General features: G+C 60.8%; 17 protein-coding genes. 10 read left to right on the top strand and 7 right to left on the bottom strand.

The window, feature by feature from the left end:
• Positions 1-89 precede the first annotated feature (89 nt).
• From BN1724_RS12770 to BN1724_RS12320, 5 genes are all read left to right on the top strand, one after another.
• Positions 90-1199, top strand: a complete 1110-nt coding sequence (locus BN1724_RS12770; protein ID WP_231928253.1) for an ABC transporter permease — start codon at positions 90-92, stop codon at positions 1197-1199.
• A gap of 7 nt (positions 1200-1206) precedes the next feature.
• The gene (locus BN1724_RS12335; protein WP_058235602.1) at positions 1207-2151 is read left to right on the top strand and encodes an ABC transporter permease; all 945 of its coding nucleotides are present in this window, start codon (positions 1207-1209) and stop codon (positions 2149-2151) included.
• A complete protein-coding gene (locus tag BN1724_RS12330) occupies positions 2148-3347 on the top strand; it encodes an ABC transporter ATP-binding protein (RefSeq protein WP_084253049.1) in 1200 nt (399 codons plus the stop codon). Before BN1724_RS12335 ends, BN1724_RS12330 begins: the two co-directional genes overlap by 4 nt.
• Positions 3344-4405: an ABC transporter ATP-binding protein gene (locus BN1724_RS12325; protein WP_058235601.1), complete on the top strand. Its 1062-nt coding sequence runs from the start codon at positions 3344-3346 to the stop codon at positions 4403-4405. The genes BN1724_RS12330 and BN1724_RS12325 overlap by 4 nt, the downstream gene beginning before the upstream one ends.
• A 138-nt stretch (positions 4406-4543) precedes the next feature.
• Positions 4544-6289 (top strand): ABC transporter substrate-binding protein, encoded by a 1746-nt coding sequence (locus BN1724_RS12320; RefSeq protein WP_058235600.1) that lies wholly within the window; start codon positions 4544-4546, stop codon positions 6287-6289.
• A gap of 104 nt (positions 6290-6393) precedes the next feature.
• On the opposite strand, the gene BN1724_RS12315 is transcribed toward BN1724_RS12320, so the two are convergent.
• Together BN1724_RS12315 and pheS are read right to left on the bottom strand one after the other, a co-directional pair.
• A complete protein-coding gene (locus BN1724_RS12315; protein WP_058235599.1) occupies positions 6394-9069 on the bottom strand; it encodes a phenylalanine--tRNA ligase subunit beta in 2676 nt (891 codons plus the stop codon).
• Position 9070: 1 nt separating this feature from the next.
• Positions 9071-10366 carry a phenylalanine--tRNA ligase subunit alpha gene (gene pheS, locus BN1724_RS12310; protein ID WP_084253179.1) on the bottom strand — a complete coding sequence of 432 codons (1296 nt, stop codon included), beginning with the start codon at positions 10364-10366 and terminating at the stop codon, positions 9071-9073.
• 159 nt (positions 10367-10525) lie between these two features.
• Here pheS and BN1724_RS12305 point away from each other — a divergent pair, with 159 nt between their 5' ends.
• Complete coding sequence (locus BN1724_RS12305; RefSeq protein ID WP_058235598.1) at positions 10526-11623, top strand: S-(hydroxymethyl)mycothiol dehydrogenase; 1098 nt, start codon at positions 10526-10528, stop codon at positions 11621-11623.
• A gap of 41 nt (positions 11624-11664) precedes the next feature.
• Positions 11665-12297 (top strand): MBL fold metallo-hydrolase, encoded by a 633-nt coding sequence (locus tag BN1724_RS12300; RefSeq protein WP_058235597.1) that lies wholly within the window; start codon positions 11665-11667, stop codon positions 12295-12297.
• A gap of 250 nt (positions 12298-12547) precedes the next feature.
• Here the strand turns inward: BN1724_RS12300 and BN1724_RS12295 are convergent, their stop codons facing one another.
• The 5 genes from BN1724_RS12295 to infC form a co-directional block, all read right to left on the bottom strand.
• The gene (locus tag BN1724_RS12295) at positions 12548-14605 is read right to left on the bottom strand and encodes a bifunctional copper resistance protein CopD/cytochrome c oxidase assembly protein (protein WP_172797134.1); all 2058 of its coding nucleotides are present in this window, start codon (positions 14603-14605) and stop codon (positions 12548-12550) included.
• A gap of 425 nt (positions 14606-15030) precedes the next feature.
• Complete coding sequence (locus tag BN1724_RS12290; protein ID WP_231928252.1) at positions 15031-15936, bottom strand: TrmH family RNA methyltransferase; 906 nt, start codon at positions 15934-15936, stop codon at positions 15031-15033.
• An 8-nt stretch (positions 15937-15944) separates the two neighbouring features.
• Positions 15945-16325 carry a 50S ribosomal protein L20 gene (rplT, locus tag BN1724_RS12285; RefSeq protein WP_058235595.1) on the bottom strand — a complete coding sequence of 127 codons (381 nt, stop codon included), beginning with the start codon at positions 16323-16325 and terminating at the stop codon, positions 15945-15947.
• Positions 16326-16408: 83 nt separating this feature from the next.
• A complete protein-coding gene (gene rpmI / locus BN1724_RS12280; protein ID WP_058235594.1) occupies positions 16409-16603 on the bottom strand; it encodes a 50S ribosomal protein L35 in 195 nt (64 codons plus the stop codon).
• A 90-nt stretch (positions 16604-16693) separates the two neighbouring features.
• Positions 16694-17290, bottom strand: a complete 597-nt coding sequence (infC, locus tag BN1724_RS12275; RefSeq protein WP_231928300.1) for a translation initiation factor IF-3 — start codon at positions 17288-17290, stop codon at positions 16694-16696.
• Between the two features lie 747 nt (positions 17291-18037).
• Between infC and BN1724_RS12270 the strand changes: the two genes are divergently transcribed.
• The 3 genes from BN1724_RS12270 (at position 18038) to BN1724_RS13460 (ending at position 20004) form a co-directional block, all read left to right on the top strand.
• Entirely contained in the window at positions 18038-18346 is a 309-nt protein-coding gene (locus BN1724_RS12270; RefSeq protein ID WP_084253178.1) for a DUF1844 domain-containing protein, read from the top strand.
• Positions 18347-18619: 273 nt separating this feature from the next.
• Positions 18620-19183: a hypothetical protein gene (locus BN1724_RS12265; RefSeq protein ID WP_058235592.1), complete on the top strand. Its 564-nt coding sequence runs from the start codon at positions 18620-18622 to the stop codon at positions 19181-19183.
• Between the two features lie 113 nt (positions 19184-19296).
• Positions 19297-20004, top strand: coding sequence for a hypothetical protein (locus BN1724_RS13460; RefSeq protein ID WP_058235591.1), 708 nt, complete (start codon positions 19297-19299; stop codon positions 20002-20004).
• Positions 20005-20174: the final 170 nt, after the last annotated feature.

Below are 20174 nucleotides of genomic sequence, written 5' to 3'. Positions count from 1 at the left end.
ACTACCCGGAAAGGACGCCCTGAGCGATCGGCTTCACTGCAGAGCCAATCGAGCGCGTCATCCCAATGTCCACAGGGAGGTGAGCAGAAGTGACCAGTCCAGGTGAGCTACAGCAGACCGAACGCACCGAGGCAAACATCGACGTGCCCAGGCAGACGGAACAGACCGCGCCGCGGCGCAAAGGCCGCGCCAGCCATGCCGGCCTACGGTTCCTATTCCAAAGGCTTGTGACCTACATCATCGTCGCAATCTCTGCTGTCATATTGAACTTCGTCCTACCGCGGTTCATGCCCGGCGACCCAGCCACGCAGATGATCCGAGACATCGTGGCTAAGACCGGCGCCCCGCCAAGTGGCTATCAGTTACAGCTCATCAAAGCCCGATATGGCGATCCCGACCGGTCAATCCTGCTCCAGTTTTGGGACTACATCTGGCAACTGCTGCACTTTGACCTGGGACGATCCGTTCAGTACTACCCACTCACGGTCACGGAGTTGATCGGCAAAGCCATCCCCTGGACCTTCTATCTTGCGATCGCATCCACCATCCTGGGCTGGATCATCGGAACGTATCTCGGGGCCCGACTCGGGTGGAGGCCAGGCCGCCGCCTCGACGCCATCGTCACCCCGGCATCCATGTTCTTCTCCTCCATCCCCGCCTTCTGGCTCGGCCTGCTGATCGTCTGGTTCTTCGCCTACGACAACGGCTGGTTCCCCAATCAAGGGTCATATGACAACTCGATACCCATCAACCTCTTCGACCCCGCGTTCCTCGGCTCCGTGCTGTACCACTCGGTCCTGCCCTTTGCGACGTTGATCATCGTCGGATTCGCCGGCTGGATGTTCAGCATGCGCAACATGATGATCACAACCGTCAACGAAGACTACGTCCAGCTTGCCCGCGCAAAAGGGCTCACCCAAAGCCGCATCCGCAACCGCTACGCAGCCCGCAACGCTCTGCTACCCAACTTCACCGGACTCGCGCAGCGCATCGGCGGCTCCCTCACCGCCGTTGTGCTCGCGGAAACCGTGTTCTTCTACCCCGGAATCGGCTCGCTACTTCAGGGCGCGCAAGGGGCCCGCGACTACCCGGTCATGCAGGGGATCATGCTGATCTTTATCTTCATGACACTCTTCTTCAACTTCATTGCGGACTCCGTCTACGTCGTCCTCGACCCGCGCACGCGAGAATCACGGTGAGGCTGCCATGCTGAAGCGATTCCTCTCCATTGGTAAAGTCCAAATCGGACTCGGCATCATGGGTCTGTTCATTCTGGTGGCGTTCGCCGGTCAACCCTTTGCCACCCATGTTCTGAATATGAGCCCTGCCGACATCGACTACAACACCATCGGCGGGCTCCCCCCGGACACAGACCACTGGCTCGGCACCACCAGCGCCGGACAAGACGTATTGGTTTGGATGCTGGTCGGAACCCAAACCTCCATCTTCGTCGGACTCACCTCCGCTATCCTCGGCACCATCCTCACCGTGGTCATCGGAGCCTGGGCCGGGTTCGCCGGCGGAGTCATGGATCGTATCCTCAACGGATTTATCCTGGTCTTCACCACCATCCCGACCTTCGCCATCCTGTTCATCATCGCCGCTGCCACCCAAAGCAGTAACTGGCTTCTGGTCTCCATCGTGATCGCCTGCCTCGAATGGTCTGGCGGCGCTCGCATGATTCGAGCCCAGACCATGAGCTTGCGCGGACGAGACTTCACCACCGCCCTGCGCACCGTCGGTGAATCCCAGTGGCGAATCATCCTGGTCGAAGTGATGCCACACCTGCTCGGCGTCATCTCCCCGATGTTCCTGACGCTGATCGCAGCAGGGGTCAACATGCAGGCATCCCTCGCCTTCCTCGGCATCGGTGACCCCTCCCAACCGTCTTGGGGCCTGATGATTAACTGGGCAATGACCCAAAACGCACTCTTCCGTGGCATGTGGTGGTGGTTCGTCCCGCCAGGCATGGCCCTAGCACTCGTAGGTTTCGCCACCACCATGATCAACTTCGGCCTTGACGAAATTACCAACCCGACTCTGTCCACCAAACGAATGAAGCTGATGCGCAAATTCGTCCGAGACAAAAACCGAAAGGCAGCGGTGAAAACCGCAGCCCCGGCCGCCCCGGAAGCGGTGAGCGCATCATGACCCTCACCCACACCACCACGACCGGCGATACCAACCCGCACACCCACTCCAACGTGACCGTCCACGAAACCGAGGAACAGATCCTCCAGCGTCTGGAAACCTCCCCGGTTCTGCTCGACGTCCAAGGACTGTGCGTGGACTACGTCACCGAGGACGGAAATATTCGGGCCTGCGACGATATCACCTTCACCCTGCGTCGCGGAGAAATCCTGGGGGTCGCCGGTGAGTCAGCCAGCGGCAAATCAACGCTGCTAAATGCCCTCGGCCGACTTCAGCGCATGCCCGCCGCCACGTCCGCCGGGGAGATCTGGCTGCACCCCACCGACGGCAGCCCCCGCGTCGACCTCGTCGCCCTCAGCGAAGAAGAGCTCGAACCGTATCGCTGGAGCAACATCTCCATCGTCATGCAGTCCGCCATGGCCTGCCTCAACCCGGTCATTAGACTCGGTGAACAGTTCACCGACGTCCTCCAACGCCACGACAAAGAACTGTCGAGCAAAGCCGCCATGGCCCGGGCTGGCGAGTTGCTCTCCCTGGTCGGAATATCCTCCGAACGACTCACCGCGTTCCCATTCCAGCTCTCCGGCGGAATGCAACAGCGCGCGTTGATCGCGCTGTCCCTTGCCTGCAACCCGGATCTCGTCCTCATGGATGAGCCGACCACCGCGGTGGACGTTGTGATGCAGCGCCAAATTCTGCAGCAGCTTCTAAGTGCCCAAGCCGAACTCGGATTCGCGATCGTCTTCGTCACCCACGACCTGTCGCTGCTCCTGGAAATCTCCGACAAGATCGCCATCATGTACGGCGGCAAAATCGTGGAAATCGGAACCGCCAAACGCCTCCACGAATCCGCCAAGCACCCCTACACGCGTGCTCTACGCCGCGCGTTCCCACCGCTATCGGAACCCGTGCGGAGGCTCCAGGGCATCCCAGGGTCACCACCCGATCTGCTCGACCTCCCCAAAGGCTGCGCGTTCTCTCCCCGATGCGATGTGGCGATGCCCATCTGCCACGAGCGCATTCCCGAGCTGCGCGATATCCCAGGCGGCCGGTCAGCCTGCTTTTTCTCCAATGGCGAACTCAGTTCCGAGGAGATCGTCCATCAGCAGGGCGAACGGGCTCTGGCCGACAACCCCATCCAAGACTCCGAAACTCCAGGTCACACTGACCCTCAACCGGTGGGAGATGCGCGATGACTCAATCACTTACCCATGAGCAGTCGGCGGCCTCGCCGCGACCCGAGGACCAGGTCCCGGTGCTGGAAGCCCGCAATGTTAAACTCCACTTTCCTGGCACCGACGCCTCCGGACGCAAAGTAACCATTCGAGCACTCGACGGAGTAGATCTCAAACTCTATCCGGGGCAAATCAGCGCGTTGGTCGGAGAATCTGGCTCCGGAAAAACCACGATCGCCCGCTTATTCGCACTTATTTACAAGGCAACTAGCGGTGAGATTCTGTTTAACGGCAAACCGATCAAGATTAAGGGCCAGCGTGCCCGCCGCGCCTACTACCGCGATGTCCAACTGATCTACCAAGACCCCTTCGCCTCATTGAACGGCTTGAAGAAAAACCGCACGATCTTATCGCGCGTGGTGAAAATCCACTTCCCCAAGCTCAGTCGAACGGCGATTAAAGAACGTCTGCTAGAGCTCCTCGGTAAGGTCAACATGACGCCTGCCTCGCGCTATCTTGACCGCTATCCCACGGATCTATCTGGCGGACAGCGGCAACGCATCGCGATCGCGCGCGGGCTCGCCGTTAATCCCAGCGTTTTGCTAGCCGATGAACCCACCTCGATGCTCGACGCCTCGATCCGCTTAGACGTGCTGAACCTCCTCAAGGACCTGCGCGAGAGCGAAAACGTCGCCATCCTCTACATCACCCACGACATCGCCAGTGCCCGGTACCTTTCCGACCGCATCAACGTGATGTACGGCGGAAAGCTTGTGGAGAGCGGCCCCACCGAAGACATCATTTCCTCCCCCATTCACCCCTATACCTCGTTGCTGCTCAACGCGGCCCCAGACCCGGCCCGCTATAAAGGCTCCGGCAAACCGATCACCACCCGCATCTCCGATGTGCAGCCCGTGGACAACTCCATCGAAGTCACCAGCTGCCGCTTTGCCTCCCGCTGTCCCCTGGCGATGCCCAAGTGCACCGATTCGCCATTGCCGAAGTTCGATGACCGAGTTAGCGGGCGGATGGTCACCTGCTGGCTCGCTGAGAATAACCCTGCTTTTACCCGGGACTAGCTGAGGTTCACCACACACCGAACTCATCTGACTAAACCCACTCAAAGTTCTCACCCGAAGAGAAAGCATCACAACCTCAACCCGATCCTTTACCACCCACCCGCAGTATCCCCCACCCATATCGAAGGAGATAACATCATGACCCCTCAGGATCCCCGCTCCGGTCTTTCCAGGCGGCGCGTACTCATGCTCGGAGCAGTCGCCGTAACCGTCCCCGCTCTGGCGGCCTGCGGCTCATCTAAAGACAAAGGCGCAGCTCCCTCAGCGGACTCCGGCGCCCGTGAGATGCAAGGCACGATCAACAATGACGGTGTCCTCACCATCGGCACGCAGGTGAGCACCTCGAACATGTTCCCGGAGAACTTCAACTCCTACGGCGGCGGCGAAACGGCGGCCGGAACCAGTCTGTTCTTTGAAACGCTCTTCCGCATCTCATCCAAAAACGGCATGAAGCTGGTACCGCACCTCGCCGAAAAAGTGGTGTACACCGACGGTGGAAAAGTTGCCACCTACACCCTACGCAAAGGCGTCACCTGGAACGACGGCAAACCGTTTACCTCCAAAGATGTCGCCTTCACCTACGACTTCGTGTTCGGACCGCCCTCGCCGGAGAAGAACGCCGAAGGCACTTACGAGTTCCTCAAATCGCCCATCGAAACCCCCGATGAGTACACCGTGGTACTGCACTACAACGAGCCGCAGTACGCCGAGGATCTACCGCTCTCGCTGTACTACCCCATTTTCCCCGAACACATCTACAAAAACGTTGACCGCAAGTCCTTTATCGACAAAAACCCGGTGGGTACCGGTCCGGGCAAGCTTAAGAGCTTCGCTAATCAGGAAATCACGATCACGATTCGCGATGACTACTGGGGCGAGAAAACCAAGGGCGTCAAAGAAGTACGCCTAGTTCCGGCAGGACAGGCAGGCAACATCCAGTCCCAGATCAGTGACGGCAAAGTGGACTGGGCCGAAGGCGGAGCCCCCGGCCTGCTCAACAGCTTCGTCCCGCGCGATCCTCACAACGGGTACCGCTACTACCCAGACGGCTCCACCCGTGGCATCATCATGGCCGCGCACCGTCTGCCCTGCTCGGACGTTGCCGTACGCAAGGCACTGCGCGCGTCGGTGGATATGAATATCGTGGCCAAGGCGGGTGGTATCGACTACACGGTTCCGAGCATTACCGGTCTGGATCCAGTGATCTACAAGGACATGCTGCTGCCCGAGTACCAAAAGCCTCTCACCCCCGATGTCGAACAGGCTAAGAAAGAGCTCAAGGATGCGGGCTGGACCATCGAAAACGGCAACTTGGTCAAGGATGGAAAGTCCTATCCTTTGCAGCTGCACATTTCAAATGACAATGCGGTGGAGATGGCCACCATGCCCGTGGTGTGCGACCAGTGGAAGAAAAACCTGGGGCTGGATATCAAGTTCACTCCGCTGCCCAAGGAAGTGTACGGTCCTGCACAGTCGAAGGGCGACTACGACCTCGGCTTGTGGACAACCAATGCTGCGGGCGGCGCCTTCCAAGCCTTCGCCATGTACCGCCTCACCAAGTTCTACCAGGTCGGCGACGAAAAGGCCGACGGCAACTACGGTCGCTGGAAGACTCCGGAAGCGGTCAGCAATGCCATCCTGGAGATGATGAACACGCCTTTGGAAGACACCAAGAAACTAGCTGAGCTCTGCCAGATCGTGCAGAAGGCGATCGCTGACGAAGCACCGTACATTCCGGTTCAAAATAACGGCGCCGGTGGTATGTACTCAACGAAGAAATGGAGCGGTCTCAAGAAAGCTGACGAGATCGATTACTTCCCGCGCATCACCGGATGGAACAACATCATCGGCACCGTCCGGGACTTCGAGCCGTCCAAGAAATAAACCGTCTGTCGGTGACGAACCGGTGAGGTAGCACTTGCGCACCGGTGACATGAAAGGGCCGGGGGCATATCGCCCCCGGCCCTTCTCATTGATCTCTCACCCGCTCAGGCGCGCAGAACACCACCAATCGCCTGGACGGCGCGGATACAGCGCTCACGAGCAGCACCGATCTGGTCCGCGGTGAGGGTTCCCTCAGCAGAACGTAAACGCACAGCAAACGCCAGGGATTTCTTCCCCTCGCCCACCTGTTCACCCACATAAACGTCGAACAGGCGCACGCTTTCGAGCACATCCCCGATGCCTGCGGTGATTGCCGCCTCGATGGCGCTAGCCGGCATGGTCTGGTCCACCACAAAAGCGAAGTCTTCTTTTGCCACCGGGTAGGTCGATAGCGGTTCGGCTGGCACCAGATCGGGCGCAGCCGCAAACGCAGCATCCAGGCTGAGCTCGCAGGCACTGGTGCGGTGTGGCAACCCGAAGGCTTTAGCAACGCGCGGATGCAACTCACCAGCATATCCGAGGACGGTGCCGTCCTGAGCACGCAGCTCAGCACAACGGCCCGGATGCCACGGGGCCCGCTCAGTCTGGACGACGTCATAGACCACACCGATGCTGTCGAGCACTCGTCGCGCCGCGTCTACGGCGTCGGACCAATCTGCCACCCGGGCGGGCCCGTACCACGACGATTTACCCGTTGGCCCACCTATCACCGCTGCTAGATGACGCGGCTGCGCCGGCACTGCGGCTGCAAGCTGCGCGAGCTGCTCATCGCTGGGGCGCTGTGCCACCTCCAGCGAAGGAACTGGTCCCGCCGATGACGGTGCCGACACCAAACCGATCTCGAACAGAGCCACATCGTCAGCGCCTCGACCGATATTGAGGCGCGCCACCGGGAGCAGCGTCTGGAGCAGCTCGGTGCGCATGCTTCCGTCTGCCTCGGAGATTGGGTTGGCGAGCCGAACCGTGTCCCGGCGCCGATCATCCTCGGCATATCCGAGCGCTTCAAACGTGGCCTCACCGGTGAAGGGATACGACAGCACCTCGGTCAGACCCTTTTCAGCGAGGGTCAAAGCGACGGTGCGGCGGCGACGCTGTGCGAGCGTCAGCCCCCGGCCTCCTGCCGGAGCCTTGGGAAGAACGGATGGGATCCGGTCATACCCGTTGAGCCGCGCGATTTCTTCGATCAGATCTTCCCGATGCTTTAGATCTGGGCGCCAGGTCGGCGGTGTCACGCGCAGCACATCGATCTGGTGCAGCTGATCTGAACCGGAGTCATGATTGCTTACTTCAGCGCCAGGACCAGCATCATTCGGAGCATCCGCGGCGGGTGCGGCCTGGATGTGGCATCCCAGCATCCTCAGGCTGTCGACAATCTCTTCGCGCGAATACTCGACCCCGACCAGGTTGGCCGCAGCCTTCATATCGAGGTCAATTGGTTCTGGCTGCCGCTGGGATCCAACCACCGTCCTCGTAGCGTCCACAGTTCCGCCGCCATATTCAGCGATCAGCTGGGCGGCTCGGATCGCGGCGACTTCGGCCAGAGCGGGATCAACTCCCCGCTCAAACCGTTTCGAGGCTTCACTGGGCAACTTATGCCTGCGAGCCGACCGCGCGATGCTGAAGGAGGAGAACGTGGCCGCTTCGATCAGCACGTCGGTGGTCTCGTCTGTGACCTCGGTGCTCGCGCCCCCCATCACCCCGGCGATGGCCAACACGCGCTCGCCGTGCCCGCCTTCGCTGTCGCAGATCACCAGGTCCTCGGGGTGCAACGTTCGTCGCACATTATCCAACGTGGTGAGCACTTCACCGACGCGGGCCCGGCGCACCACAATCGGCGCCGACAACCGCGCCGCATCGAAAGTGTGCAATGGCTGCCCCAGATCCAGCATCACATAGTTCGCGACGTCCACGATCAAAGAAATGGGACGCATCCCGGCGAGGGTGAGGCGCTGCTGCATCCAGCGCGGACTCGGCGCTTTCGCATTCACCCCAGTCACCAGCTGGGCGATGTACTGGGAGCAGCCATCCTGCTCGCGGATCGGTGCCTCATCGGCGAGCTCTACCGGTACGGAATCTCCGGCAGCTGGCGGCACGTCAATGCTGAGCACTGGATCGGAAAACTCGGCGCCGGTGGCGTGGGAGTATTCACGCGCAACCCCGCGCATAGAGAAGCAGTATCCGCGGTCTGGGGTCACGTTAATCTCGACGACCTCTTCACCCAGGCCGAAGAGCGCAATGGCGTCGTCCCCAGGCTTTGCCGTCATCCCCTCGGCAATGCCGCGCCCCAGCACGATAATGCCGTCCTCGGGGTCTTCACCCAGGCCAAGCTCGGCGGTGGAACAAATCATCCCATCTGAAATATGCCCGTAGGTTTTCCGAGCGGCGATTGGGAACGGGCCGGGAAGCACCGTTCCGGGAAGGGACACCACCACGAAATCTCCGGGCACAAAGTTGTGGGCACCGCAGATGATCCCACGACTCGGACGCTCATCACCGGGCTGAGGATCCTTGGGATTGTCGTGCTCATGATTGTGGTCAGGCCCCACGTCAACCCGGCACCAATTAATGGTTTTCCCATTTTTCTGGGGTTCTTTCACCAGATCGAGAACCTGGCCAATCACCAGCGGACCGGTAACCTGCGCACCGTAAATCGCTTCTTCTTCCAGGCCCACCGACACGAGATCAGCGGCCACAGCTTCAGCCGTCGCCTGGCCACTGCCACGGGCACCTTCGCCTAGGCGCACATGGTCAGCGAGCCAGGTCAGGGGAATGCGAGGCATTTCAGATCTCCGTCCCGTAGTGCTGGGAGAAGCGGACATCGCCCTCCACCATGTCGTGCATATCTTGAACCCCGTTGCGCAACATCAGGGTGCGTTCGATTCCCATACCGAATGCGAACCCCTGGTAACGCTCAGGGTCAATCCCGCAGGCCCGCAGAACCGCCGGGTTCACCATGCCGCAGCCACCCCATTCAATCCATCCGGTTCCGCCACAGACTCGGCAGTCCGGCGCTGCGTCGTGATCCAAACCGTTGCGCGCGGTGCAGGCAAAGCACCTAAAGTCCATTTCAGCGCTCGGCTCCGTGAACGGGAAGTAGCTAGGCCGCAGACGGGTCAGCGTCCCGGGACCGAACATCGCCGCAGCAAACGCATCCAGGGTGCCTTTCAGATTCGCCATCGTGAGACCTTCATCGATAGCAAGGCCCTCCACCTGGTGGAACACCGGGGTGTGGGTAGCATCCAGTTCATCGGTTCTAAACGTCCGACCGGGGCACGCAATATACAGCGGAACACCCCGTTCCAGCAGGGAACGCGCCTGAACCGGGGAGGTATGCGTGCGCAACACCAGGCCACTGGCCTGCTCTGCAGCGCCGGAGGCATCAGCGCCCTGCGCCACCTCGGCACCGCGACCGTTATGACCGTCCCCACCGGCAGCACCAGTTTGGTGAGTCGATGAAGCGACGTAGAACGTGTCCTGCATCTGACGCGCCGGGTGGTCAACATCGAAGTTCAGCGCATCGAAGTTAAACCACTCAGCTTCAATCTCGGGTCCTTCGGCAATCTCCCAGCCGAGACCGACAAAGAAATCAGCGATCCGATCAGACAAAATGCTCAGCGGGTGCAACGCGCCGCGCGGGTTCCGATCCGTGGGCAGGCAGACATCAACCGTCTCCGCAGCCAGCGCCGCTTCTTCTTCCTGACGGGAAAGCACGGCCTGCCGGTCGGCTAGCGCCTTATTGACCCGGCCTTTCGCCTGGCCGACCAACTTGCCGACACTGGCTTTCAGTTCTTTGGGAAGCGCGCCAATTCGCCGTCCCGCCGTTGCGAGCACGGATCCATCGCCGATATGGCGTTGGCGGACCGTTTTGAGTTCAGCAGTGCCGGATGCCTGCTCGATGTCGGCGAGCGCCGCGCACACGGCGGCGTCAATCACCTCGGGGGTGATATCCGTGTCGAACGAACCGCCATGAGTGGGCGTAGACGTGGGGGTGATGGCGCTTCCGCCCTCGCCTGAGGGCGTGCTGTCAGGACTGGGTGTCACGATGATGGGGCCTTCCGTTGTGTGGGGCGGCCTCATCCGCATCTCACGCACGGCGGCCGGACCATCAGCCATTCTAATCCGGTCACTACGACCAGGCATCTTTACAACTCTGCGGGACATTCAACCCGCTCGATCACCTGCCGTGTCATAAGCATTGGTTAGCCTGGAGTGACCCATCACATAAGGAGGTCACCAATGCCGTGGACCGTTAAGGGAGTGGTCTCCCGGACCGCTCATGAACCGACCGAACTCGTCGACATTCTCATCCCCGATCCTGGACCACACGATGTGGTCGTCGATGTCCTGGCTTGCGGGGTGTGCCATACCGACTTGTCGTATCGCAACGGCGCTATTACCGACGACTACCCGTTTCTGCTCGGGCATGAAGCGGCCGGCAAGGTCGCGCACGTCGGTTCACAGGTCAGCATGGTGGAGGTTGGGGACTACGTCATCCTCAACTGGCGCGCCGTATGCGGGCAGTGCCGAGCCTGCCGCAAGGGTGTTCCCGAATACTGCTTTTCCACCCACAATGCCTCCCAGCCCATGACGCTGACCGACGGAACAGAGCTGACGGCAGCGCTTGGCATCGGGGCCTTCGCCGAGAAAACCCTCGTCCATGAAAAGCAGTGCACCCGGGTTCATGACACGGCCCCGCCGGAAGTTGCAGGGCTGCTGGGCTGCGGAGTGATGGCGGGAATCGGTGCCGCAGTTAACACCGGTGCAGTCCAACGCGGTGAGTCCGTGGCGGTGATCGGCTGCGGCGGCGTGGGTGATGCGGCGATCGCGGGAGCTCAGCTCGCAGGGGCCACCACCATCATCGCGCTCGATGTCGACGAACGAAAATTCGCAGCCGCCTGCCAAGTCGGTGCCACTCACACGGTCAACACCGCGAAGATGAATCCAGAACAGGTTGCCGAGGCCATTCGCGAACTGACCGGCGGGTTCGGGGCCGATGTGGTGATCGACGCCGTGGCCCGGCCCGAAACCTACCGTGCAGCGTTTTATGGGCGTGACCTCGCCGGACGAGTAGTACTGGTCGGGGTCCCGCATCCGGAAGCGGAGCTCACACTGCCGCTGGCGGACATCTTCGGCCGGGGTGGCGCATTGAAATCCTCGTGGTACGGCGACTGCCTGCCCGAGCGCGATTTCCCCTACCTCATCGATCTGTTCCTCCAGGGCCGGTTACCACTGGATACCTTCGTCAGCGAGACCTGCTCTCTGCACGATGTGGAGGACGCTTTCACCAAAATGCATGACGGTTCTGTTCTGCGCAGCGTCGTGATGTTCGATTAACCCGCCCGTGCCCACCACACCGAGAACACCAGGAGCATGACATGGCAGGACCTATCCGTCTCGACCACACCGTCACCAGCGGAACCTTCACCCTGGATGGGGAAACCTTCAATGTGGACAATAACGCGTGGGTGATCGGAGATGACGACGATTGCTATGTGTTCGATGCGCCGCATGATACCCAGGCCGTAGCGAACCTGGTTGGGGATCGCCGCGTCCTCGGCGTATTGCTCACCCATGCCCACGACGATCATGTTGCGTGCGCCCCAGCTCTGGCCGATCAGTTTCACGCCCCGCTGTGCTTGCACCCGGATGATCAACCCCTATGGAACCTCACCCATCCCAACCGACCATGGGACCGGGACGTTCGAGACGGCGACGAATTCCCGCTCGGAGACGACGCCGTCATCACGGTGATTCACACCCCGGGCCACTCTCCCGGATCTGTCTGTTATTACGTACCGGCGCTGTCCACGATTTTCAGCGGCGACACCCTTTTCCAGGGTGGTCCGGGCGCAACAGGCAGGTCTTTCTCATCCCGCCCGACAATCGAACGCTCCATCCAGGAACGCTTGTTCGTGCTCCCCAGTCACACGGTTGTGCACACCGGCCACGGTGAGGACACCACTATCGGGGAGGAGAAAACGGCCTTTGTCGGCGAGCGCCCAGACTAACCCCAGGCGTCAAGGCCATGTGTGGTGACACGGCGGTCTGGCCGTGGTTAGGCGGTCAGACCGCAGTGCGGCGGTCGACTGTTTTAACGCGGTCAGACTGCGGTGAAGCGCGCTCCCTGCACCCCTACGGGCTAGTCACGAACTCCGAAGGCCTATCGGAATCTTCGCAAAGTCATCGAAATTTCTATAGCGTGCCAGAATCTCCGAAAAGTTATCGAAGTCTCCGCAAGGTTGTCAGACGCTCCGTCGCCTAGTCGCCATCTCGGGCGGCTAGCTGGCGGAGTTTCTCGTTGTACGCGGCCAGTTCCGCACCACCATCGCGATCAGCTTTGCGGTCCCACTGACGAGCCCGTCGCTCATCAGATGTGGTCCATTGGATGATGACTCCGATCCCCAGCAACACCGTCGGAATCTCCGATATACCCCACATAATGGAGCCACCGATTCGCTGGTTCAACGCGAGCTGCTCCGGCCCGTACATTCCCAATGCCTGATACCACGGCATGCCGAGAATATCCGTGCTCGAAATCACCGCAACCCCGAAAAACGCGTGGAAAGACAGAGTCACCAGCAGGGTTATCAGGCGCAACGTATGGTTCAGCGGATGCGGTGACGGATCCACCCCAATCAAAACCCAACTGAAAAGATATCCAGATGCCAAAAAGTGCACCGTCATCAGCACATGGCCCAGGTGATCGAACATCGCGATGGTAAACAGCGGCGTGAAGTAAAAAGCGACCAGTGACCCCGCGAACAGCACCCCAGCAACCGGCGCGAACGACAAGATACGGGCATACCGAGAATGCATGACCACCAGGGTCCACTCTCGGATCCCCCGCGACCCATCTGTGCGCGGAGCGACCGCCCGGGTCAAGAGAGTGACAGGAGCACCTAGCACCCATAGCGGCGGCACCACCATCATCAAAGCCATGTGCTGGACCATATGCGCCTGGAACAGCACCATGCCGTACGCGGCCGGACCACCGCTCATCACCCAGATAAAAGCGAGGCAACCGAGCAGAAACGGCACCGTGCGCCACGCCGACCAGGAATCCCCTCGGCGCATCAATCGCACCACCCCTGCGATATAGAGCCCCGCCATCGTGAGCGCAACACCCAGCATGATCCAATCGATCCGCCACTGGGTGAACAGGGTCTCCATGTTGAACGGGGACGCTGGAGGCGCGTACCCCACCAGTGCCTCCACCCGCAGATTCTGTGGGAATGACTGCGGCTGCGGAGGAGCCGACCGCGACAGCGCAATCGAAATGCCGATCACCAAGGCCATCAGCAGCGTCTCATTCACGGTGGTGCGCAAAAACCCTGGAGAGGTTCCGCGACGCTCATGCTCTGCCCACCAGCCCAGATGATGGTGACGCTGCCACCATCCGAAAACCCCAAGCACAACCATTAGCAGAATTTTCGCGCTAACCACCCAGCCGTAGCTGGTAGTCAATAAATCCGCCGGACCTGTTAACCGGATTGCGGCGTTAATGATTCCAGAGATTGCAATGGCAATGAAGCACGCAAACGCGAACGGCGAATACCGGGCTATCACGACACCGAGCTGGTCACCGATCACCCGCCGCTCAATGACCAGCACCACTAAGCAGCCCACCCAAACCGACACGGCAATCAGATGGACAGCCAGCGCATTGACCGCGTTGAGGTGATCGGTGGAAGACCCTGAATGCCCTGCGAGTCCGAGCAGCAAAACCGCGACCACGACGAAAGCAAATCCCCAGCACACCGTATTGATACGCCGCGCCAACGCTAAAAAATGAGCAGCCGCAATCACGAAAATGGTAGACGCCAACTGAATCTGTCCAAGGCCTACCCGAAGCGCATAGTCGATAAACCCGCCGAGTACGTCGCGGGTTCCCCCCAAATCCCCGATTGCGTCGAGGTAGGTCATCAGGTTCATGGCCAGTCCGAGAACCGCCCATGCACCCGCTGCCCATGCCGCGTGGCGGGTAATCACCGCGCGTGCGCCGTCTAAGTCACCGGTCCGCTCGCGCGAGGCCGCCGGTAAAAATAGCACCACGATCACCAGGGCACCGACGCACAACAGCATCGCGCAGTGATGCAAAGCGCGTACAACCGGGAATCCCCACGACACGGCGAAGCTTTCGGGAACTAAACCGGTAGCTGAGGCGGCGTTGGCGCCGGTGATGAGGAGTCCAACAATGGCCGACAAAATCATCACCGGGGCAAACAGTGCGGCGAGAACTCCGAGGCTGCGTCGCCCAGAGATCGCCGGGGCATCGGATGCGTTCGCCTGCTGCTCCAACGACGCGTTGGTGGTCACGATCATGCTCCTTTGAGACGGACCGAGGTGGGTACGGGACGAGCGAGAATAATGTCAGGCTACTCGGATCAAGTCACTCTGTCCGATCAGCAAACCGAGGGTGGCTGTGTTCGAGCGAGGACGGCTGCATTCAACCGGGGATGGCTGTATTCAACCGGGGATGGCTGTATTCAAAGAGGACACCTGATGATTTGGCTGAGATGCCGGAGCGGTTGTGAGATCCGTAGGATCGCTGCTGCCTCGGCCCTAGGGGTTCTGACCCCGGTTACTGACGGCTCTCGGTCCGTTAACGCGGCGGGTCGGCCGTTCACGCAATACGGTGTCGGCAGTACAGTGTCGACAATACGGTGCCGGTCGGTCGCTCGAGGCGATGTCACGACCGGTCACTCGCGCAGACCGTTCCCCCAGCCCTGAACGCGCTTTTCCTAGCCTGGGGCGTGCTCTGGATGAGTGCTCGAACCAGTCCCGGAGAACAAGCAGAGGGTGGCCGCCATCGCGAGGTTTAATGACTCCGCGCGCCCCTTCAAAGGAATCCGAACCCGCATATCAGCATTGGCCAGAGCATCGGCGTCGAGCCCATGCGCTTCGTTGCCGAAGATCCATGCCCGTCGCGCAGACAGATTGGCGGTGAATAGGTCGTGTTCTGCGCGTCCGGAGGTTGCAAGCGTTTGCACCTGGGCTGTGCGCAGGACGTTCAAGGTCTCGCCAAGATCAGCACCGGTGATCACCGGCAGGTGAAAGAGGCTACCTGCTGTGGAGCGCACGACTTTGGGGGAGAACACGTCGACGCTGGCACGGGTGAGGATGACGGCCTGTGCACCGGCGGCGTCTGCAGCGCGGATCACGGTTCCGGCATTCCCTGGGTCCCGGACCTCGTGCATAACAGCGATTGTGAGGCTGGTGCGGGCAGTTGCACCGGCAGTCAGAATCGGTTGCAGGTCAGCTAGTGCGGTGTGTTCAGTGCGCGCAACCGCCACGATCCCCTGGGGCGTGACCATAGTTTGCGCGGGCCCAGTATCGTCGTCTCGGGTTCGGGCAGAGACCATGGCGGCCAGAACCTCGTCGGTCACCGTGAGAACCTTGCCGGTGCAGCGGTCGAGGATATCCGGGTGACGGCGGGCGGCTTCCGGTGTTGCATACAGCTCGCAGAGAAGGTCACTGCGATAACGCACGAGGGAGCGCACTGCCTGCGGACCTTCCACTCGGAATAGCCCGGTACGTCGACGCAACGAGCGCCCGGACAAGGCGCTAATGCGGCGGACTCGGTCGGACCGAGGGTTAGCCAGCATTGCGTCGTCCGGACGCTCGTGCTCAGAGATATGAGGGGTCATACGACGGCTCAGGCGGCCGGCGCATTGACGTCCTTGGGCAGTGCCTTCTTCGCAACCTCGACCAGGGCGGCAAACGCTGCCTGGTCGTTGACGGCGAGCTCGGCCAGCATGCGGCGGTCCACGCCCACGCCTGCCAGGCTGAGGCCCTGAATGAACCGGTTGTAGGTCATGCCGTTGGCACGAGCTGCCGCGTTGATGCGCTGAATCCACAGCCGACGGAAGTCGGACTTGCGCACCTTCCGGTCGCGGTAGTTGTAGGTCATCGAGTGGAGGACCTGCTCTTTGGCCTTGCGGTACAGGCGTGAACGCTGTCCACGGTAACCACTAGCCTGTTCGAGGATCTCCCGACGCTTCTTCTGGGCGTTAACCGCCCGCTTCACGCGTGCCACGTGATTCTCCTTTGTTGGTGACGTGTGAGGGGTGCGCCGTGACGCCCGCTCAGTGGGGCATCAGTCGGACGCTGGGGCGAAAGTCAGCGCCCGAGGAGTCGCTTAACGCGCTTGACATCGGACTTGGCAACTGCCGTATCCAGGCCCAAGCGACGCTTGCGCTTGGCCGACTTGTGCTCGTTGAGGTGACGAGTGCCGACCTGCTCGCGCATGAGCTTGCCGGATCCGGTCACGCGCACGCGCTTCTTCGTACCGCTATGGGTCTTGTTTTTCGGCATCGTGCCGTTCTCCTTCATTCTCGGGTGGGCCGCCGGTCGAGGGACAGACGGGTCCGGACGGAACTACGACTGCTGGGTCGCGAGTATTACTTACTCGCTGGCGGTGGCGGTTTCTGCCTTCGCTGCACCGCTCCCCGCAGCGGCTGAACGCTGGGCCTTTTCGGCGTCGGTTTTACGCTTGCGCGCCTCCGCCCGAGCCTGCGCCTTCTTCTTGGTCGGGCCAATCACCATGACCATGTTGCGACCGTCTTGGCGGGGGTGCGACTCGACAAATCCATGCTCGGACACATCTTCCGCCAGGCGCGACAGCAGCCTAATGCCCATTTCTGGGCGGGACTGCTCACGACCGCGGAAACGGATCGTGACTTTCACCTTGTCTCCGCCGGACAGGAAGCGCTCAATATGCCCGCGCTTGGTCTCGTAATCGTGCTTGTCGATCTTCAGGTTCATACGGATCTCTTTAAGATCCATGTTCGCCTGATTCTTCCGCGCCTCGCGAGACTTCATGGCGGCCTCGTACTTGTACTTGCCGTAATCCATGAGTCGGCACACCGGCGGACGAGCGTCGGGGGCGACCTCGACTAGATCGAGATCGGCCTCCCGTGCGAGTCGCAGCGCATCGTCCAATCGCACGATGCCGACCTGTTCGCCGCCCGGTCCGACGAGTCGGACCTCGGAGACGCGGATGCGGTCGTTAATACGTGGTTCGCTGATGGTGGCTCCTCACCTTGTTGCCTGTCGAACATGACAAAAGCCCCCACGTTTCCATGAGGGCCTCAGCGAACACAGCGTGCATCGCGCACTGTGAGCGTTCATCCAAACCGAAAAGTTCGGCACTGACCAGGTAATCTGTCGCCAATTCCCGCTACTAAAGCGCAGGGTGGACAGTCGACTACGAGGTGGGAGAGGTCTCCACTTCAACGTCGGAACGTCATATTCCTTGACATGAGTGTAGCAGTCACCCACCCAATCCACACCGTGAGCTGCGTCGCCTCCCGGTTAGACCCGGTGGCTCGGGCAATTGCGGAGTCGATAGTTGGAACCCGCACAGCAGCCGTTATGAGGGATCCTGGATACAGCACATAAGGGCACACCACCTATTACCGGCAGCACGACCACCTATTTACTTACCTGACGTCGTTCGCGTTTACCATAGGCGAGGGCGGTCGCACGCCAACGGGCGCAGCGACGTACGCTCATACAGCGTTGTATAGCGCCACAGAACTCGATCCAGGTCAAGGAGCGACCGTGCCCTCACCCTCGTCCATCCCCTCGCCGAAGAACACCACGGACACGGACCCCGCCGCCTCATATACAGATGCCGTCTCCACAGACGCAAACACAGCCATCCCAGCTTCAGGCCTAGATGCCACCGATGACTACCTCAGCACAACCTCCTCAGAGTCAGACGTTGTTGCGTCGGCTGCTCGCGATATCGCCGACGTGTCGGCCGTCGAAATCATCACCACCGCCGCCGTCCACCTGATGAGTGCCGCAGCGGTCAAGATCGGCCTCGCGGACGACGAAGACACCGGCCACTACCAGGACCTTGCCGAGGCCCGTAAACTCATCACCGCTCTGGCTGGCCTGATCACCGCCGGAGCACCGGAAATCGGCGGCGACCATGCTCGCTCACTCCGAGACGGCTTACGCTCCCTCCAGCTAGCATTCGCCGAGGCGTTACCCTTCCCCGATGCACCGGGAGAAGGTCCCGGCGAGAAATACACCGGCCGCGTCAGCTAGAGGACAGCAGGCTCGACAGCGGTTAGATCACTGACGTTGCTGTAGCGGGCCGCATCGGCCGTGTCGGCCGCGCATTGCTGGACGATAAGCACGCATCCACAGCAGTTATCAACACTTTCTTCCACAACGCCCCGTATTGGGTTTTTCAGGTCTAGCATCGCTCTCATCCACCCACATGGGACCTTTTGATCATGGGCATGATCCTCAGACCACAGCGTGCACGCTTGTCATGCCGCGAGAGCTTCGAGCGAGCTATGCCCAGGAAGAAACATCATGACCCCTGTTATGCGTCGCATCGCCACTCTCACCCTGGCTCTGCTCAGCCTCGCCCTGACCACGGCCTGCGCCTCACACACCCCACCACCACCCACCCCAACCCACACCACAACAACCTCTCCCACCCCAAAACCCATCGCACAACAAAACCCCAAAGAACGCGTCCAAAACTTCTTCAATGCCGCCGACCAAGCCGCCGCCCACGGCTGGAAAGACCTCCGCTACAACCACGAATTCCTTGTTCCTGACGTCGCCGCTAAAAGCGAAGAAGGAGATAAGGACAACGCAGCCACCGGAGCCATCATCACCGGGCCACGACACCTCACCGACTGGACCACCATCAACACCACCAGCACCACCTCCATCATCGAATTCTGCAACAACATCCGCGACCAAAAAGCCAGCAAAGACGGAAAACCAGTCACCATCAGCAATGAAGGAAACGGCGAAGCAGTTTCCAGATTCACCCTTATCCGCCGCGACGACAAATCTCCCTGGATGATCAAAGAAATGGGCTACTACCCGGAAAGCATGTCATGCGCAGAACATTTCAAACACTAATAGCCGCCACAGCTCTGAGCATCGCCGGGCTAGTCGGACTAGCCCCGTCAGCCCACGCTGACGACAAAAGCTACATAGACGTTCAAAATCATTTTAGGAGCGGGATAGGTTCGGTGACCGTCGGAGTTACCGAAACCAAAACAATCAATACCAGCCACACAACCCATCACAGCGGTACCGCCAGCGCCGTGCCCGCCACACAACCCACCACAACCCTCACCCCCACCACCCAGGGCTACACCATCCACTTCCCCCACACCAACCTCACCGCCACCATCAACGCCCCACACCCCACCACACCAACCACACCCACACCCAACACACCACCCCACACACCCACCACCATCACCACCACCATCCTCAACACCATGCACCTCCAACCACCCACCCTCCACTCCACCCCCGACAACCCCCACACCCCCGGAGCCATCGGCCTACCCGTCTGGTTCTGGACCACACCCAACCCCCACACCACCGGACCCCTCACCATCACCGCCACCACCCCCAACCACACCACCACCATCACCGCCACCGCCCACCTCACCCACCTCACCATCACCACCGGCGACCACACCACCCTCACCTGCACCACCACAACCCCCTACCCCGGACACGGCACCAACCCCTCCCCCACCTGCGGACACACCTACACCCACACCAGCACCCACCAACCCCACCACACCTACACCATCACCACCACCGCCCACTGGACCATCACCTGGACCACCCCCACCCAACACGGCACCATCCCCCTCACCCTCACCACCACCAAACAACTCCTCATCACCCAATACACCACCCTCGCCACACCCCTCACCTAAACCACCCCACCAACACAACACCAACCCAACCAAACCAGCAAACACCACCCACAGCCACCAACTGCCCCTGAGCACAAAGGGATCGCGAGGCCAAGGGTTAGCCTCGCCCAGCGAGAAACGGTATAAAGACAGCGTGGGAGCAACACAAACCGACACTCCTGGCAGCCGAC

Origin of the sequence: Devriesea agamarum (assembly GCF_900070355.1) — a bacterium.
Classification (GTDB): Bacteria; Actinomycetota; Actinomycetes; order Actinomycetales; family Dermabacteraceae; genus Devriesea; species Devriesea agamarum.
Note: the sequence above shows the minus strand (reverse complement) of the source record. Positions and strands in the feature narration are given on the sequence as shown.

Coding starts and splice junctions, on each gene's coding strand:
- BN1724_RS12335 (WP_058235602.1), top strand. CDS start 1,207: ATGCTGAAGCGATTCCTCTCCATTGGTAAAGTCCAAATCGGACTCGGC.
- BN1724_RS12330 (WP_084253049.1), top strand. CDS start 2,148: ATGACCCTCACCCACACCACCACGACCGGCGATACCAACCCGCACACC.
- BN1724_RS12325 (WP_058235601.1), top strand. CDS start 3,344: ATGACTCAATCACTTACCCATGAGCAGTCGGCGGCCTCGCCGCGACCC.
- BN1724_RS12320 (WP_058235600.1), top strand. CDS start 4,544: ATGACCCCTCAGGATCCCCGCTCCGGTCTTTCCAGGCGGCGCGTACTC.
- BN1724_RS12315 (WP_058235599.1), bottom strand. CDS start 9,069: ATGCCTCGCATTCCCCTGACCTGGCTCGCTGACCATGTGCGCCTAGGC.
- pheS (WP_084253179.1), bottom strand. CDS start 10,366: ATGAGGCCGCCCCACACAACGGAAGGCCCCATCATCGTGACACCCAGT.
- BN1724_RS12305 (WP_058235598.1), top strand. CDS start 10,526: ATGCCGTGGACCGTTAAGGGAGTGGTCTCCCGGACCGCTCATGAACCG.
- BN1724_RS12300 (WP_058235597.1), top strand. CDS start 11,665: ATGGCAGGACCTATCCGTCTCGACCACACCGTCACCAGCGGAACCTTC.
- BN1724_RS12290 (WP_231928252.1), bottom strand. CDS start 15,936: ATGACCCCTCATATCTCTGAGCACGAGCGTCCGGACGACGCAATGCTG.
- rpmI (WP_058235594.1), bottom strand. CDS start 16,603: ATGCCGAAAAACAAGACCCATAGCGGTACGAAGAAGCGCGTGCGCGTG.
- BN1724_RS12265 (WP_058235592.1), top strand. CDS start 18,620: ATGACCCCTGTTATGCGTCGCATCGCCACTCTCACCCTGGCTCTGCTC.